Below are 15,003 nucleotides of genomic sequence, written 5' to 3'. Positions count from 1 at the left end.
CTACGCCTCCTTGCCCGCGGCGCCCGCAGGCGGGCCGGCAAAGGCTTCGTTGAACGGGCCAATGGCGCACATGTCGATCTCGATGAGCTGCGGTCCGTCAGCGGCGACAGCTTCATCAAAGGCTGTGGTGAAGTCTGCGACATCGCTGATCACCCGGTGGGGCATGCCGATCGACTTGCAGAACCCGGCAAAGTCCGGCGTCGCCAACGCCGAATAGTGACGGCGGCTGTCATACTGTGCATCCTGGATGTTCTGGATCACGCCATAGGCCTTGTCGTTCATCAGGAGATAGACGAGCGGGGCGTTCTCTTCGACCGCAGTGATCATCTCGGCCAGTCCGAGCATGGTTCCGCCGTCGCCCAGAAGCGTGATCGCCTTCGCCCCCTTGGACGCAACCGCCGCCCCGACGCCCATCGCGACGCCCTGGCCAATGCCGCCACCCAGCGCGTGAACGCCGAGATTGGGTGCGGCAATGCGCACATAGCGGTTGCCGAAGGTGGAGTTGGAGATGGTGACGTCCCGTACCCAGGCATGACCATTGGTGAACACCCGGTCAGCCAGCGTGTCGGCTACAACCCGGTAGGGTCCAAGCACATCGCGCATCCGGCCTTCGGCCTGAGCCCGTGTGCGGGCGATGTCGAAGGAAAGATTGGTGTCGGTGTCGAGCGTGTCCGGCAGGCGCTCAAGCAGGCGCGCCAGCGTGTCGGCGGCATCACCATGGGCAAAGACCTCCACAGGATAGTTGCGCCCGCCCTGGGACGCGTCAGCGTCGATCTGCACCAGTGGCCGGGGCAGCGGCATCTTGTTGTTGCGCGTTTCATTGCCGCGAAGGCGCGAACCGACAACGATCATCAGGTCACAGCTCTTGTAGAGCTCGACGGCCTCCGGCGTCATGTTGAAGGCGCCAAGGCTGGCAGGCTCCGCTTCCGAAACAATGGCGCGGCCATTGGTCGAGGTCACAATGCCGAAACCGCGACGCATCAGTTCGGTCGCTTCCCCGCCGGCTTCGCTGGCACCACCGCCCAGCCACAGAAGCGGGCGTTTTGCCGCCTTCACCAGTTCGGCGATCTCGTCGATCACGCTGTCGGGTGCCACCGGGCGAACCGGCTGCGGCTTGTGAATGCGCGCAGTCGGGCAGGCAGGCGACCTTTGAACGTCGACCGGTATTTCCAGGCTAACCGGCCCGCTCGGAGCCGAAAGTGCCGCAGATACCGCAGCGGTCAACGCCCCCACCGCGCCATTGGCGTCCCACATGCGGAACACAGCCTTGGAGACGCCGCGCAGCATTTGTGGCTGGCGTGGCACATCGTGGATGGCGGCGCGGTCGCGGTCGGCGAACTCCAAATCGACCTGCGTCGTGATGTGCAGAACACGTGACCCCGCTGTCAGAGCTTCGGCTTGAGCGCCGGCCGCATTGCCGGCAGCCGTGCCGGTGGAGGTCAGGCAGACACCCAGCTCTCCCGAAACGCGCGCATAGGCATCAGCCATGTTCATGGCGCCCGCCTCGCCGCGTGCCGGCACGAAACGGATGCGCTGCTGCCGTGCAATCGCATCAAGGATCGGCATGTTGTGAATGGAGATGACCCCGAACACCGTGGTAACGCCGATTTCTGCGAGATAGCGGGCGATGAGGTCCCCGACCGTCTCGGTGGCTGTGATTGTCTCGAGTTTCATCCCGTGTCCTTCAAATGTAACGAGACAGGCCGCCCGAAACTTCGAGCTGGGCGCCTGTGATGTAGCTCGCCGCAGGCGAACCGAGAAAAGCGATGGCGGCGGCCGCTTCCGCCGGATTGCCGAGGCGGCCGAGCGGAATGCCCTTTTTGGCCGCCAGAGCGCCATACCATTCGGCGCGGCTCTGGCTCTGATCCTCGCGTTCGGCAAAGCGGCGCGACCACTGACCGGAACCGACCAGACCAAGCAGGATCGAATTGACCCGAACATCGGGCGCCAGTTCGACGCTCAGCGATTTGACGAGGTTCTGCACCCCGGCCCGCGCTGACGAGGTGCAGACCATGTGCGGCTCGGGCTGGTAGGCCAGAAGCGAGTTTACCGCGACGATGGCGCCCTTCGCCCTGCGCAGCATCGGCAGGAAGGCGCGGGTTGGATGGATCTGGCTGAACAGTTTGAGTTCGTATTCGGCGCGCCAGTCATCGTCCGATGTGTCTTCAAAGGTGGAAATGCGCCCCTGTCCGGCGTTGTTCACCAGAAGGTCACAGCCACCGAAGCGGTCTTCCACCGCCTTGGCGAAATCCTTCACAGCCTCCGGTTCGAGAACCGAAAAGGCCTTTGCCATCACGCGCTCTTCGCCGTAATCGCGGATGAGGACCGCGGCCACGTCGTTCAACCGGCTTTCGGTACGGGCGCAGAAGGCGACTTTCGCGCCCGACTGGAGCAGCGTTTCCACCGTTGCCAGACCGATCCCGGACGAACCGCCAGTGACCACAGCAACCTTGCCGTCATATCCGTAATGCATCAGACATTCCCCCCGGTTGGTGCGAGTTCGGGGAAGCCGGGATCGGGCCTGCCCTGCATCACGGCGCGTTGGGCAGGTGTCGGGGGGCCCGCCGTCATCCAGCGATCCATCGCTTCGGGCTTGTCGCGCGGCCAGACCTGCGCCTCATGCGTTTCCTCATCGATCTGCTGCAGCTCGGAGGTGAACTCGATGACAAAGCCCGATGGCGAGACGAAATAGGCGAAGGGGTTGTTGCCCGGCCCATGCCGCCCTGGCCCCCAGGTCGGCACATGACCCTTCTGTTTCATGCGGCCGATGCCGCGCATGAACTCGTCGATCGAGGGCATTTCAAACGCAACGTGATTGACGCTTGCATAATTGCCCCGCACAAGCGCGATGGAATGGTGATCCGAATTACACCGCAGGAAGACCATCTGGTCGGCGGAGTAATCGGAAATGCGGAAACCCAGAACATGGGTGTAGAATTCCTGAACGCCTTCCATGTCCGGCGTGTTCAGCACCACATGGCTCACCTTGCGCGGCTTGGCCCATTCGGGTTCCTCGTCAAGGCTCAGCGCATCGGTGCGGAACCGAAGGCGCCTGTTGTCCGGATCGAGCATCTCGAAACCATAGCCGCCGGCGTAATCGTCAAATGGTCCCGGCTCACCAAGCACCACGCCTCCACGCTCGATGATCTGGGCATGGAGCGCGTCCATCGAAGCGCGGTCGGGCATCGCAAAATGCACATATTCGATGCCGTAGACGGGTCCGTCCTTCAGGCCGTAAAGGAAAGGCTCACTTCCGGTGCCGCGCAGAAGCGCCAAGCCGTCTTCCTTGTGAGCGAGGCTCAGCCCCCACATATCCTCATAAAACGGCAGCGTGCCGGTGATGCCAGGCCCACGCATCATGATGCCCCGAAGGCTGCCGACGCGAACTTTATCTGCCATGCTCGTTCCTCCTGCCGGCTTCAGCCGGCTGTTTCCGCAAACGCGTCCAGCGCCGCTGCAAAAGCGGCGGGCGACTGTTGGTAAAGGGCGTGCCCGGCACCCGGCACCAGCGTGAGCGCACCACGCCATGGCTGGCGCAACGCCGCATGGGCACGGCGGGCAGAATCGGGCGGCGTCACGACATCCTCCGCACCGACGATCACGTCTGTCGGCACCTGCAGGCGCTCCGCATCATCCAGAAGTCGCCCGGACGCCAGCATGCGCGCTGCCTGCGGGTAGCCCGGCACGCTCACCTGCGCCATGCCATGGCGCACACGGTCCACGATGTCGGTGTTGGCTTCAGGCTCGAAAACCAGCCGCGGCGCACGCAGCGCGGCGAATTTCTCCGCGCCCAGTGCCTCAAGGTCGTCAATGCGCGCCTGAGCGGCGGCACTCAAAGCGGCCCCGCGCGGCACGCCATGGCCAAGTGCCGGCGAACTCAAAAGAAGATGCGCGACGCGGTCGCGATGTGTGCTCGCAAAGGACGCCGCCATCAGGCAGCCGAGCGAGTGGCCTGCGAGAAAGACCCTATCCAGTTCCAGCCGGTCGAGAAACGCCTTCAGCGCCTCGGCATAATCGCTTGCCAGCGGCCAGTCCGCATCGAGCGGAGCCGATCCGCAATAGCCCGGCGCGTTCCAGGCAACGACGCACCAGTCGCGCGGCAAATGGGGCAGAAGCGGCACGAAGGAGGCCGCATTGGAGCCGACCCCATGCAGCATCACCAACGTCGGACCGCCCGAACCTGGGCGCTCGAGATAGGCGATATTGCCGGATATGTGCTCTTTGAACGTCATGACCGCCTCAATTGAAGACAAAACCATTGTTGACCGGCAGGATCTGCCCAGTGAGCGCGAGCGCGCCCTCGCTGAGCAGAAAGGCAATGGTTTCCGTGATCTCGTCCGGGGCCTGTGCTCCAGGCACCGCCCTGCCCTCGGCATAAAGCCTATGGCGAGCTTCCGGCACGTAATCCGTGGACTCCGTCGTCAGAATACCCGGGGCAACCGCCGTCACGCCGATCCGGTCAGGACCGAGTTCGCGCGCCAGCGACCGCGTCATCGACATCATGGCTCCCTTGCTGGCGACATAGGACATCAGGCGCGGCGCGCCCCACAGCGCCGTGTCAGACGCGACATTCACGATCCGGCCCGTGCCCGCAGCCTTCAATAGAGGCGCGACCGCGCGTGTCATCAGCCAGGTGCCGCGCACATTGACCCGCATCACCCGGTCCCAGCTTTCGATGTCGATTTCATCGAAGGGGATGCCGCCAATGCCGGTCGCGATGGCGCCGTTGTTGACGAGCCCGTGCAGGGTGCCGCCATTCGCCTCTCCCAACGCCTTTGCCGCCGCCGCGATCGACTCCGGCTCGCCAAGATCGAGCGGGATAAAGCGCGCGCCCGTCTCTTTCGCGACCGCGCGGCCCTCCTCCTCGGCGATGTCGGCAAGCACGAGATCCGCGCCGGTTTTTGCCAGGCATCGCGCGATTTCGGCGCCAAGCCCGCGTGCGGCTCCCGTCACCAGTATGGTGCGTCCCTCAAGCATCATTCAGCCGCCATCTCGGCTTCGATCTGGCTTTTTGCCGCGCGGGTCAAAATCTGCCTGACGCGGGAGACGCCGAGATCGTGCTGATAGAGCATTTCCCGCTTGCGTGCGTCGTCGGGCATGCCCTCCAGCATCACCCGATCCTGCTCGAGCACGTCCCAATGGGTCTTTTCCAGGCGCGCCCGATAAAGGAAGCGCCAGCTTTCGCGAGCAAGCCCCGAGACCTTGCGCATGCGCCAGAAAAAGACCTTGCAGGTGTTGGCATCGACGGGGGTGACAAAGCCGATGATGCGGAACACGCCGCCCGGACCGGCTGCCGGCGGATAGGGGATCTCAAGGAAACAGAACATCGAGCCCGGATGAACCTCGAACTCGGTCCAGTCGAAATTCTCGCCTACCTGCCCCACGCGGCTGACCCGGAAACCCGTGTCGGTCTTGTCGAGCTTCATCAGATCCTGTTTGGAACCGAAGGCGAGTGTGAAGCTTTCCGCATGCAGGTAGCAGCCATGCATCGGGTCTGCGAGATTGTCGAGCGCGTAGCGGTAGTTGGTCTTCCACTCGCCGGTGCACAGAAAGCCCGTCCAGGCCTCATCGGTCAGCTCTTTCGGCAGCGCCAGCGGCGGCGCTTCGGGCTGTTCTGCGGACGGCACATAGACAAACACGGCGTCGCCAGCCTCCGCCACCTCGAAGGATTTAAGCGCCTTGCGCCCTTCCAGCGCGCATTCGGGCATGGCCGGGACCCGCACAACGACGCCGTCACCATTGACGACCACGCCGTGATAGCGGCAGCCGATATTGCCCTCATGAATTTCGCCATAGGAGAGCGGCGCGCCGCGATGCGGGCAGAAATCCTCCACGCAGCGCAGCCGGTTCTCTGCATCGCGCCACAGGACAATCTTGTTGCCGAGCACGCGTGTTCCATAGGGCTTGCTCGCCTTGACCTCCACCGATTTGGCCACCGGGTACCACTGGCCATGCAGACCGGTGTTCACCCGCTCCTCGATCAGCGCTTTTTTGTCGATGCCTGTCATGTCCGTCTCCGTACTGGATCCCGGAAGCCTCCCGCTTCCGGTGGTCTTGTTTGTTCAAAGCCAGCTTCGGCCCACTCTCTTGCGCCGGTCTAATGCTGGGCTTTCGGCAGATAGTGCAGCACCCGTTCCTCGATCCGCACGAGCACCGTGTAGAGAAGGAAGCCGATCACGGTCAGAAGCACGATGGCGTTGAAGACCATCGCCGCATTCGCCTGTCCGCCGCCGTAGGAAATCAGGAAGCCGAGCCCGGTGTTTCCGCCCACCAGTTCGCCAACCGTCACGCCGATCACCGCAAGCGTGGATGCGATCCTCAGGCCCGCCATCAGATTGGGCAGGGTGGACGGCATCTCGACCTTCATGAAGATGCCCCAGCGGGAAAGGTTGTAGGCACGTGCCAGATTGACCAGATCACGGTCGACCGTGCGCATGGCCTGCAGCACATTGACCAGAACGGGAAAGAACACGATCAGCACGGTGACCAGAAGCTTCGGCATGGCGTTGTAGCCGAACCACATGATGAACAGCGGTGCGAAGGCAACTTTCGGGGCGATCTGAAGCGCCAGGATATAGGGCGAAAGCACCTTCTCCCAGAACTCCGACATGCCGAGCAGATAGCCGATCACCGCACCAAGCAGGCTTCCGATGGCAAAGCCGAGCACCGTGTAGAGCGCCGTCGAAAGCGTGTGGCCCACCAACCCTTCCTGAAGCAGCATGCGCTTCATCTCGATGAGGCAGTCCGTCACCGTCGGGATGATGAATTTCGGCACCCCGAGCGCCGGTGGCAGGAACTGCCAGGCGAGCAAAACGAGCACCAGGAGCGCCAGACTGGCCAGATATGTCTTACTCTGCGAACTCATAACGGGCTTTGCCACCTCGGCCGGGGCTTTCGCCCCGGTCTCCATCGAACCGACCTGTGTCATTGGACGAATTCGTTCGTGTAAAGATCATCGATCGGAACGGCGGTCTGGACGATGCCGTTGTCGACATAGAAGGCCTGCACCTTGCCGATGCGTGACGGGTCGAATGCGCCGAGCGGCTGGTTCTCGCCTTCGGGGTAAACCAGCGTTGCATAAGAGCGCAGAATGCCCTCGATCTCAGCTTCCTTGCCCGCATGCTGCGGGACCGCGGCGACATAGTCCTTGGCCGCCTGAGCCGGATCGGCAGAGATATCGGCAACCGCCTTCAGTACGGCACCGACGAAGCCGCGCACCACTTCCGGCCGCTCTTCGATGGTCTTGTCGGACGCGATAATGGCCTGCGCCATGGCGGGGAAGACTTCATCGACAGGCATCTGTTCCATCTCGACGCCTGCTGCCTCGATGGCGGCAATCCATTCCGGCACACCGGACATGGCGTGCAGCTTGCCGGCGATGGTCAACTGAATGATGCCGCCAGGGCCAACCGCCTGGATATCGGCATCGGCCTTGCCCAGCTCGACCGAAGCCAGCACGCCAAGCAGGTTGTAGTAAGTGGTATCCTGGAAGGCGAGAACACCGATCGACTTGCCCTTTAGGTCCGCAGGCCCGGTGATGCCGCTATCCTTGCGCCAGGCAAGCTGCGTCAGTCCGCGCCCGCCGAGCAGGGCCACGCCGCGAATGTCGAGCCCGTTGGCGCGCACGATGATCGGCGTGTCGCCAATGCCTCCGCCAAGATCCGCATTGCCGACCGCGACCTGGGTGGCCACATCGGCGCCGCCCTTGCCCACCTGGAATGTCACATCAAGGCCAGCATCGCCAAAGTAGCCTTTGCTCTTTGCTAGCTGGAAGGGCGCGAATGCCGGCAGGAAGTCAGGAGCCGGGAAGAGATAAGTCACTTTTTCGGCAGCGATCGCACTCACGGCCGAGGCCGTCAGAATGGCAGCGGCAAGTGCCGATTTGAGCATGCGTTTCATCGAAATTCCCCTTTGTTTGTGGCCAATCAGATGGCTTTTTCTTCCAGCTTCAGATGCTTGAATATCTGCGCCGCGTAGTCGCTGACTTCGGGCATGACCCGGCGCTGCAGCGGCTCGTCGCGATGCGGCAGGTCGACCTTGATCTCCGCCACGACCGTGCCGGGGCGTTCGGACAGGACGAGAATACGGTCAGACATCAAGACCGCCTCGGCCAGATCGTGGGTGATCAGAAGCGTCGTCTTACCGGTCTCGGAGATCGTTCGGGCAAAGCTGTTTTGTAGCAGCAGTTTGGTTTGCGCATCGAGCGCAGAGAAAGGTTCGTCAAGCAGGACGATTTCCGGCTTGATCGCCAGCGTTCGTGCCAGTGCCGCACGCTGACGCATACCGCCGGAGAGCTGGTAGGGAAAATGGTTCTCGAACCCCGCCAGATGACAGTGCTTCAACTCTGCCATGGCGCGGTCGCGCCGCTCGGCCCGCGCGACGCCGCGTGCTTCCAGTCCAAACTCAATATTCGAGACGATATCCCGCCAAGGCAGAAGCAGATCCTTCTGCAACATGAAGCCCACATGCGCATTGGGGCCGCTGACAGGCTCGTCACTGACCAGAACCTCACCGCGCGTTGGCTGGTAGAGGCCGGCGGTCATGCTCAGGATCGTGCTCTTGCCGCAACCGGACGGTCCGACCACGGAAACGAATTCGCCCTCGTTCACCCGGAAACTGATGTCGTTCACGGCAACGAGGTTCTGCCCGGCCCCGGTGGTGAACTCCTTGCTGACGGAGCGAAACTCAAGCGCCATAGCCGTGAGCCTCGTATGCCGCGTCCAGTTCCCTGTTCGTTGCCACGAGCTCTTCGTTGAGCAGCTCTTCCGTCCAGTCTGTTCTTCCGGAGCGAGGCGCAACCACGCCCTTTTCGGCCAGTTGCTGCGCTACTGCGGAAAAGTCGTGCTCACCGGTGGCATAGATCGCCATCAACGCGTCGGCGAGCACGTTCTCCCGCTCGTCCAGCTCACGCCCCCGGCATTGATGCTCCAGCCCGGGACGCCCCGTGTCGAAGGCGCGCTGCGACAGGCGATCTTTGAAGGCGTCCATCTCTTGCTCCCACTCAACGTTCAAATAAGAACACATTGTTCAAAATTAGAATGACGAATCCCGACGTCCTTGTCAACTGCCCTTCCAAGCGGCTGGGGAGGCCGAGGTCTTCTCTGCAAACAACCGGATCGCCCGGCCTTGATGCCGGGGCCGCGTTGACACCGAACTCCACACGGAATACCGTTATTTATTGAACTATAAGTTCTTATTTGAACATATTGGGAGTGAACTGGATGAAGATCGGCATAGCCGGTGGCGGCGTTGGTGGAATGGCAACGGCGATCGCGCTGCAACAACAGGGGCACGAGGTCACGATTTTCGAGCGCGCCCGCGCCTTCGGCCGCATCGGTGCCGACGTCAACCTCACCCCAAACGCAGTGCATGCGCTCGACGGGCTCGGGATCGGAGACCTTTTGCGCAAGACAGCGGCACGGCCTGAATATCGCATCAGCCGCACGTGGGATACCGGCGAGGAGACCTCGCGCCTCCCCATGAGCACGGCGGCCGAGGAACGCTATGGCGCGCCTCAGCTTACCATTCACCGGGCTGACCTTCTGGCAGCGCTGGAGAATGCTTTGGCTCCAGACACCATTCGCTTTGCAACACAGGTGCAAAGCGCAGAGGTGAAAGAGACCGGTGCGACCGCTCTTCTGACCGATGGAGCGCGCTTTGACTGCGATGTGCTGATCGGAGCTGACGGCATTCACTCGGCCGTGCGGCATTCACTCTACGGCGAAGATCATCCACGCTTCACCGGTCTGGTGTCCTACAGGGCCGTGTTCCCGCGCGAGCGCGGCGAAGGCATTCCCAATCTCGATTCCTTCACCAAATGGTGGGGCCCGACCCCCGAGCGCCAGATCGTCACCTTCCCGCTCAATCTGGGCAAGGAGATTTTCGTCTTTGCCACCACACCGCAGGATGACTGGACCGAAGAGGGCTGGACATTGCCCGGAGATATTCAGGCACTGCGTGACGCCTATGCGGATTTCCACCCCGAAGCCCGCGCGCTGCTCGACGCCTGCGAAAGCGTAACCCGTTCAGCATTGCATGTGCGCGAACCCATGGAGCGCTGGTCGCGCGGCGCGATCACGCTTCTGGGCGATGCCGCTCACCCCATGGTACCCTTCATGGCGCAGGGTGCCTGCATGGCCATCGAGGATGCAGTCGTTCTGGCCAGGGCGCTCGAAGGCGCCACGCCCGCTTCCATCCCCGAAGCCCTGCGCAGCTATGAAGGCGCGCGCATACCGCGCACGGCGCGGGTGCAGGAGGGCTCGCTGGCCAATGACTGGCTCAAACAGGGTACCAATGCCGACTGGGTGTATGGCTACAATGCCTGGGCCACGGAGCTTGCTGAAATGGCCTGAGCGCCGCCGGCTATACAAATCGGAACAAAAGAGCCCCCGACTTGGCGAAGCCGGGGGCGTTTTCATTTCTCGAGAGCGCGGAGCCTACGCCGCCTCGTAGACAATCCCATCGGGCTTGGACGAGCCGATGACTGACCACACCGCGGCAGGCGCTGCGGCGTTGTTGCGGAACCAGTGCTTGCGGCCGGCCGGTGTCTTGACCAGATCGCGTGGCCCAAGCTCCACCTCCACAGTTTCGCCATTCTCTTCCCAGCCGACGATCAACGATCCTTCAAGGACAAGATAAGCATCCTCCACATCACGCACGATCGGCTTGATGCCAACCTTGGAGGGAATGCCCAGCATTTCCTTGCGGCAAGTGTCGTGCTGAATACCGCCCTCGCCCACATAGACCTTGCGGGTGAAGCCGGCCTTCTCCCAGATCGTTGGCAGTTCACTGTGGCGCACCACATACTGCGCCATCAGCTTCTGCAGCGGGTGGCTGCCATTGCGATCGAAGGGGAGCGTCTTGCCGGGTTCGGCGCCGAAGCTACGCGCCAGCTCCGCCGGATGCTCCTTGGGATGATAATGATAGACCGGCGGCAGCGGCTTGCCCACATCGACCGAAATCGACATCAGCACAGGCACCACGCCGTCGTTTCGGAAGCCGTGGCCGATCTCGCGGGCGTTGAGGATCATGTCCTTGGCGCCAAGCTTGACCTCGACCACCTCGCCATCCTTCTCCCAGCCCACAACGAGCACGCCATCGATGATCAGGAAGCTCTCTTCGATCTCATGGCTGTGGCAGGCGGCATATTTGCCCGGCTCCTTGTGGATCAGGCTCAACGTGAAATGATCGGGCTTCAGGGTCGTTGTATCGCCCACTTTCGGCGAACCGCCGGCACCGATATAGCGCATCTGCGCGCGGGCCAGATCATCGAAACCGGCATTCGAGGGAAAAGCGTTCCAGTCGAACGTCTTGTCGGTAAAGCGCCCCGTATGGGCAGCGAGTTCCTGAGCAAGCGCCGAAGCGGCAGTCGTGTGTATGGTCATCGGTTTTCCTCTCCTGTGAGTTAACCGAAGGCTAGGACAAGCTCGTTTTACCTGCTAGACAGCGTTTTATGGACAAAACACCAGCGCCCTCCCGAGACACCGTTCTCTCCGACGACAAATACATTGTCCCCGGCCTCATCCGCGGCCTGCAGGTCTTGCAGGCTTTCACGCCCGACAACCGCGAGATGACGCTTTCGGACATCGCCCGCCAGCTTGGCACCACCCGCTCGGCGGCCTTTCGGACGGTCTACACGCTGACACACCAGGGATACCTCCTGCACAATCCGCAAACCGCGCGCTACACGCTTGGGCCCGCCGTTCTCCGGCTGGGCTACGGCTATCTGGCAACACGCGAGCTGGTGGAAGTCGCCCTGCCCGAGCTTGAGAAACTCCGCGACGCAACCGACTGGTCGGCCCATCTGGGCGTGCGTGACGGCCGGTTTGTGCTCTACATGCTGCGCGTTCCCAGCCATATGGGTCTCGCCAGCATTGTTCATGTCGGCAGCCGCCTGCCTGCCGCTGGCACCACAATGGGCCGCGTCCTGCTCGCCGATCTCAGCGAGGAAGAGCTGATCCGGCTCTTTCGCGACGAGACCTACCAGAATGCGCCAGGCCAGACGCCGCGCAGCCTGAGCGAAGTGAGCGCGCAATGGAAGCGCGACCGGCATTCGCGGTCGATTGTCCAGGTCGGCAGTTTCGAGACCGGGATCGTCAGCATCGCCGCGCCCGTGCGCGACATTGAAGGGAATGTCGTTGCCGCCATCAACGCCACACAGGCAGCATCGGCCGACCGGGTGGACAGCATCGATGAAACGGTCCGACAGGAGGTCGAACGCACCGCAGATGCAATAACACGCCTTTTGGGAGGGCTGCCGAAACCCTCTTCCCGAATCTCGAACGGGTGATCCCGGCAAATGTTTGTTACCCGGCTAGCCAAGCCACTCTTGCCAGAGCCGCCGATTTGCGCTTAGATTTCATTGAACAATGAGTTCAAATTTGAACAGAGGGGCGCTTAGCATGAATATTTCAAGAAGAAACCTGATGTTGGGGGCAATGGGCAGCGCAGCCATGCTCTCTTTCCCCATCAAGGGTCACGCCGAAGAAACATTCAATTTCATTACCCCCTTCTCGCTCTCGCTTGCCTTTGCGCCGGTCATCTACGCGGATGCTGCAGGCTATTATGCCGAAGAAGGGCTTTCCATGAACCTTCAGGCTGGCAAGGGTGCGGCTCTTGCCGCGCAGATGACCATTGCCGGACAGATGGATTCGGGTCGAACCGGTGGCACCAACTACATCGTGTCGCGCGTCAACAATGATGCGCCGCTGATCTCCATCGCCACCATCGCGCAGCGCTCGCCCTTCTTCGTTCTGTCCTCAAAGGACAATCCGGTGAACGAAATCGCCGATCTGGAAGGCCGGACGGTCGGCATGGCGTCGCTGGGCGGCTCCATGGAGGGCACGCTCGATCTGATGATGTCCGGTGCGGGCATCTCCCCCGACACGGTGGAGAAGGTCAAGGTGGCGGATTCGGCTGCCTCCTTTGCCCTGATCGAGGCCGGTCGCGCCGGTGCCTTCCTCGGCAACACTTCGTCGATGATCATCGCCAGTTCGGCGCGGGATGATGTGAATGTCATGCCGATCGACGATGGCATGCCCGGCCAGGTCTATGTGGCGCGTCCCGACCAGATCGCGGAAAACCCGGAAAAGTTCGTGGCCTTCCTGCGTGCCACCCACAGGGCGGCCAGCGAGATTGCCACGACCGAGGACCTCCAGCCCATTCTCAAGACCATCGGCGAAAAGCACGAGGTCACCGGCCTGAACAATCTCGAGACAGCGCAAAAGGATCTGCGTACCAATGCGGAGAACTGGGCTTCCAAGGGCAATGACAACATTCTGCGCAATGTCCCGGAGGTCTGGGAAAAGGCCGTCGGACTGCTGGCCGATGCCAAGCTGATCGACAAGAAGGTCCCGGCCACGGAGCTTTATACCAACGACCTCCTGGACCAGGCCCTCAAAGCATGACCATCGAAAATGCCGCCGACATCCGTATTCTGGGTGTCGGCAAGACCTTTGGACAGGGCGAAAACGCTGTCCGCGCCATCGGCGATGCAACGCTCGACATGCAGCGGGGGGACTTTATCTCCCTGCTCGGACCGTCGGGCTGCGGCAAGACCACGCTTCTGCGCATCATCGCCGGCCTGGAGCGGCCGAGCGAAGGCGAGATCATCGTCCGAAACCGCTCCGTCTGGGAAAATGGCAAGCGCTCTGCGGCAGCCACTCGCCCCATCTCAATGATGTTTCAGGAGGCGCGGCTTTTTCCGTGGTTCACGGTCGCGGAAAATGTTGCCCTGCCGCTGCGGTTGCGCGGCGTCAGCAAGGCAGAGCGGGAGGAGCGCGCCCACGTTCTTTGCGAGACCGTGGGCCTCAAGGGCTTTGAGAATGTGCGCCCTTCCGCGCTCTCCGGCGGCATGCGTCAGCGCGCCTCGCTTGCCCGCGCCCTTATCACCGAGCCTCAGGTTCTGTTGCTCGATGAGCCCTTCGGCGCGCTGGATGCCATGACGCGCGACACGCTCAATATGGAGCTGATGTCGGTCTGCGCGAAGGCAAATGTCACGACAATTCTCGTTACGCACTCCATCACCGAAGCGGCTTTTCTTTCCGACCGCGTCGTGGTGCTTGCCGCCCGTCCGGCGCGCATTACCGAAGTTGTCGAGATGCCGTTCGAGCGTCCGCGGACGCTCGATCTGCAACGCAACGCCGAATTCCAGGACATGCTCCTGCGCCTTCGCGCCAGTCTGACAGGAGACCACTGATGGGCACCGACCGTTTGATCCGCGTCGCACTTCCTGTTGCGACGGTAGCACTCTTTCTGATCGCATGGACGGTTTATGTCCGCACCGCCGAGGTTTCGGCCTTCATTCTGCCAACGCCCTTTCAGATCGTCGTCGCCTTTATCGAACTCGTGAGCGATGCCGCGGTCTGGCGTCATGCGATGGTGACCGTCATCGAAGCGGTTTCAGGCTTTTTGATCGCCGTCTTTTTGGGCATCACGCTCGGTATGGCGATGGCGCGTGTGCAGATGCTCGAATGGGCCTTCAAACCCTTCATCGTGTGCCTGCAGCTAATTCCCAAGATCGCACTCGCACCGCTTTTCATCCTGTGGTTCGGCTTCGGACTGGAATCGAAAATCGTCATCGCCGCGGCACTTTCCTTTTTCCCGGTGTTCTCCAATGCACTTGTCGCCTTCCGCTCCGTTGAACCGGGTGACCGCGACGTGTTCGTCATGCTGCAGGCAAATCCGGTCCAGCGCTTCACCATGCTCGACCTTCCAACCGCCCTGCCCGTGGTTCTGGCCGGCATGGAGGTGGCAGTGGTGATGTCCATGATCGGCGCCATTGTCGGCGAGTTCATCGGCGGCAATGAGGGTCTCGGCTATCTCGCCGTCGCCATGCTTCAGGAGCTTCAGGTCCCCGGCCTCTTCGCCGTCATCGTGCTCCTGACGCTGATCGGGCTGACGCTCTACACGCTGATCGCCCAGTTGCGTGGCTGGCTGACCCCTTGGCATGCTTCCGTGGCAGGCAAAAGCCGGGAGGCCTAGCTGCAACGGTTTCCCTCATGC

At 62.1% G+C, this 15,003-nt stretch carries 16 protein-coding genes; 5 read left to right on the top strand and 11 right to left on the bottom strand.

From position 1 onward, the window contains the following. The 10 genes from AC2CHD_RS11940 to AC2CHD_RS11895 all read right to left on the bottom strand — a co-directional run bounded on the left by AC2CHD_RS11940 (nucleotide 1) and on the right by AC2CHD_RS11895 (nucleotide 8,988). On the bottom strand, nucleotides 1-1,674 hold the full coding sequence (locus AC2CHD_RS11940) for a thiamine pyrophosphate-binding protein (protein ID WP_484553859.1): 1,674 nt from the start codon (nucleotides 1,672-1,674) through the stop codon (nucleotides 1-3). A gap of 10 nt (nucleotides 1,675-1,684) precedes the next feature. Beyond that, nucleotides 1,685-2,473 carry an SDR family oxidoreductase gene (locus AC2CHD_RS11935; protein ID WP_484553858.1) on the bottom strand — a complete coding sequence of 263 codons (789 nt, stop codon included), beginning with the start codon at nucleotides 2,471-2,473 and terminating at the stop codon, nucleotides 1,685-1,687. Then, the gene (locus tag AC2CHD_RS11930; protein ID WP_484553857.1) at nucleotides 2,473-3,399 is read right to left on the bottom strand and encodes a VOC family protein; all 927 of its coding nucleotides are present in this window, start codon (nucleotides 3,397-3,399) and stop codon (nucleotides 2,473-2,475) included. Before AC2CHD_RS11930 ends, AC2CHD_RS11935 begins: the two co-directional genes overlap by 1 nt. Before the next feature lie 20 nt (nucleotides 3,400-3,419). After that, nucleotides 3,420-4,232: an alpha/beta fold hydrolase gene (locus tag AC2CHD_RS11925; RefSeq protein ID WP_484553856.1), complete on the bottom strand. Its 813-nt coding sequence runs from the start codon at nucleotides 4,230-4,232 to the stop codon at nucleotides 3,420-3,422. A gap of 7 nt (nucleotides 4,233-4,239) precedes the next feature. Then, on the bottom strand, nucleotides 4,240-4,980 hold the full coding sequence (locus AC2CHD_RS11920) for an SDR family oxidoreductase (protein WP_484553855.1): 741 nt from the start codon (nucleotides 4,978-4,980) through the stop codon (nucleotides 4,240-4,242). After that, nucleotides 4,977-6,008 carry a Rieske 2Fe-2S domain-containing protein gene (locus tag AC2CHD_RS11915; RefSeq protein ID WP_484553854.1) on the bottom strand — a complete coding sequence of 344 codons (1,032 nt, stop codon included), beginning with the start codon at nucleotides 6,006-6,008 and terminating at the stop codon, nucleotides 4,977-4,979. The genes AC2CHD_RS11920 and AC2CHD_RS11915 overlap by 4 nt, the downstream gene beginning before the upstream one ends. An 89-nt stretch (nucleotides 6,009-6,097) precedes the next feature. Further along, a complete protein-coding gene (locus AC2CHD_RS11910; RefSeq protein WP_229447725.1) occupies nucleotides 6,098-6,865 on the bottom strand; it encodes an ABC transporter permease in 768 nt (255 codons plus the stop codon). Between the two features lie 59 nt (nucleotides 6,866-6,924). After that, nucleotides 6,925-7,899, bottom strand: coding sequence for an ABC transporter substrate-binding protein (locus AC2CHD_RS11905; RefSeq protein ID WP_484553853.1), 975 nt, complete (start codon nucleotides 7,897-7,899; stop codon nucleotides 6,925-6,927). A 26-nt stretch (nucleotides 7,900-7,925) separates the two neighbouring features. Beyond that, nucleotides 7,926-8,696 (bottom strand): ABC transporter ATP-binding protein, encoded by a 771-nt coding sequence (locus AC2CHD_RS11900; protein WP_484553852.1) that lies wholly within the window; start codon nucleotides 8,694-8,696, stop codon nucleotides 7,926-7,928. After that, nucleotides 8,686-8,988: a recombinase-like helix-turn-helix domain-containing protein gene (locus AC2CHD_RS11895; RefSeq protein ID WP_484553851.1), complete on the bottom strand. Its 303-nt coding sequence runs from the start codon at nucleotides 8,986-8,988 to the stop codon at nucleotides 8,686-8,688. The genes AC2CHD_RS11900 and AC2CHD_RS11895 overlap by 11 nt, the downstream gene beginning before the upstream one ends. A gap of 233 nt (nucleotides 8,989-9,221) precedes the next feature. Here AC2CHD_RS11895 and AC2CHD_RS11890 point away from each other — a divergent pair, with 233 nt between their 5' ends. Then, nucleotides 9,222-10,352 carry an FAD-dependent monooxygenase gene (locus AC2CHD_RS11890; protein WP_484553850.1) on the top strand — a complete coding sequence of 377 codons (1,131 nt, stop codon included), beginning with the start codon at nucleotides 9,222-9,224 and terminating at the stop codon, nucleotides 10,350-10,352. A gap of 84 nt (nucleotides 10,353-10,436) precedes the next feature. On the opposite strand, the gene AC2CHD_RS11885 is transcribed toward AC2CHD_RS11890, so the two are convergent. Further along, nucleotides 10,437-11,384, bottom strand: coding sequence for a cupin domain-containing protein (locus AC2CHD_RS11885; RefSeq protein WP_484553849.1), 948 nt, complete (start codon nucleotides 11,382-11,384; stop codon nucleotides 10,437-10,439). Nucleotides 11,385-11,452: 68 nt separating this feature from the next. Here AC2CHD_RS11885 and AC2CHD_RS11880 point away from each other — a divergent pair, with 68 nt between their 5' ends. The 4 genes from AC2CHD_RS11880 (at nucleotide 11,453) to AC2CHD_RS11865 (ending at nucleotide 14,982) form a co-directional block, all read left to right on the top strand. After that, entirely contained in the window at nucleotides 11,453-12,289 is an 837-nt protein-coding gene (locus AC2CHD_RS11880; protein WP_484553848.1) for an IclR family transcriptional regulator, read from the top strand. A gap of 112 nt (nucleotides 12,290-12,401) precedes the next feature. Further along, nucleotides 12,402-13,406, top strand: coding sequence for an ABC transporter substrate-binding protein (locus AC2CHD_RS11875; protein WP_484553847.1), 1,005 nt, complete (start codon nucleotides 12,402-12,404; stop codon nucleotides 13,404-13,406). Beyond that, the gene (locus tag AC2CHD_RS11870) at nucleotides 13,403-14,197 is read left to right on the top strand and encodes an ABC transporter ATP-binding protein (RefSeq protein ID WP_229447733.1); all 795 of its coding nucleotides are present in this window, start codon (nucleotides 13,403-13,405) and stop codon (nucleotides 14,195-14,197) included. The genes AC2CHD_RS11875 and AC2CHD_RS11870 overlap by 4 nt, the downstream gene beginning before the upstream one ends. After that, nucleotides 14,197-14,982, top strand: coding sequence for an ABC transporter permease (locus AC2CHD_RS11865; protein WP_484553846.1), 786 nt, complete (start codon nucleotides 14,197-14,199; stop codon nucleotides 14,980-14,982). The genes AC2CHD_RS11870 and AC2CHD_RS11865 overlap by 1 nt, the downstream gene beginning before the upstream one ends. Nucleotides 14,983-15,003 lie beyond the last annotated feature (21 nt).

It is taken from the genome of Nitratireductor sp. ATLC21, assembly GCF_057196525.1.
Note: the sequence above shows the minus strand (reverse complement) of the source record. Positions and strands in the feature narration are given on the sequence as shown.

What these genes read in the sequence shown, in the direction of transcription:
- AC2CHD_RS11925 (WP_484553856.1), bottom strand. Translation starts at nt 4,232, where the DNA reads ATGACGTTCAAAGAGCACATATCCGGCAATATCGCCTATCTCGAGCGC.
- AC2CHD_RS11870 (WP_229447733.1), top strand. Translation starts at nt 13,403, where the DNA reads ATGACCATCGAAAATGCCGCCGACATCCGTATTCTGGGTGTCGGCAAG.
- AC2CHD_RS11890 (WP_484553850.1), top strand. Translation starts at nt 9,222, where the DNA reads ATGAAGATCGGCATAGCCGGTGGCGGCGTTGGTGGAATGGCAACGGCG.
- AC2CHD_RS11940 (WP_484553859.1), bottom strand. Translation starts at nt 1,674, where the DNA reads ATGAAACTCGAGACAATCACAGCCACCGAGACGGTCGGGGACCTCATC.
- AC2CHD_RS11905 (WP_484553853.1), bottom strand. Translation starts at nt 7,899, where the DNA reads ATGAAACGCATGCTCAAATCGGCACTTGCCGCTGCCATTCTGACGGCC.
- AC2CHD_RS11930 (WP_484553857.1), bottom strand. Translation starts at nt 3,399, where the DNA reads ATGGCAGATAAAGTTCGCGTCGGCAGCCTTCGGGGCATCATGATGCGT.
- AC2CHD_RS11920 (WP_484553855.1), bottom strand. Translation starts at nt 4,980, where the DNA reads ATGATGCTTGAGGGACGCACCATACTGGTGACGGGAGCCGCACGCGGG.
- AC2CHD_RS11895 (WP_484553851.1), bottom strand. Translation starts at nt 8,988, where the DNA reads ATGGACGCCTTCAAAGATCGCCTGTCGCAGCGCGCCTTCGACACGGGG.
- AC2CHD_RS11875 (WP_484553847.1), top strand. Translation starts at nt 12,402, where the DNA reads ATGAATATTTCAAGAAGAAACCTGATGTTGGGGGCAATGGGCAGCGCA.
- AC2CHD_RS11915 (WP_484553854.1), bottom strand. Translation starts at nt 6,008, where the DNA reads ATGACAGGCATCGACAAAAAAGCGCTGATCGAGGAGCGGGTGAACACC.
- AC2CHD_RS11910 (WP_229447725.1), bottom strand. Translation starts at nt 6,865, where the DNA reads ATGAGTTCGCAGAGTAAGACATATCTGGCCAGTCTGGCGCTCCTGGTG.
- AC2CHD_RS11880 (WP_484553848.1), top strand. Translation starts at nt 11,453, where the DNA reads ATGGACAAAACACCAGCGCCCTCCCGAGACACCGTTCTCTCCGACGAC.
- AC2CHD_RS11885 (WP_484553849.1), bottom strand. Translation starts at nt 11,384, where the DNA reads ATGACCATACACACGACTGCCGCTTCGGCGCTTGCTCAGGAACTCGCT.
- AC2CHD_RS11865 (WP_484553846.1), top strand. Translation starts at nt 14,197, where the DNA reads ATGGGCACCGACCGTTTGATCCGCGTCGCACTTCCTGTTGCGACGGTA.
- AC2CHD_RS11935 (WP_484553858.1), bottom strand. Translation starts at nt 2,473, where the DNA reads ATGCATTACGGATATGACGGCAAGGTTGCTGTGGTCACTGGCGGTTCG.
- AC2CHD_RS11900 (WP_484553852.1), bottom strand. Translation starts at nt 8,696, where the DNA reads ATGGCGCTTGAGTTTCGCTCCGTCAGCAAGGAGTTCACCACCGGGGCC.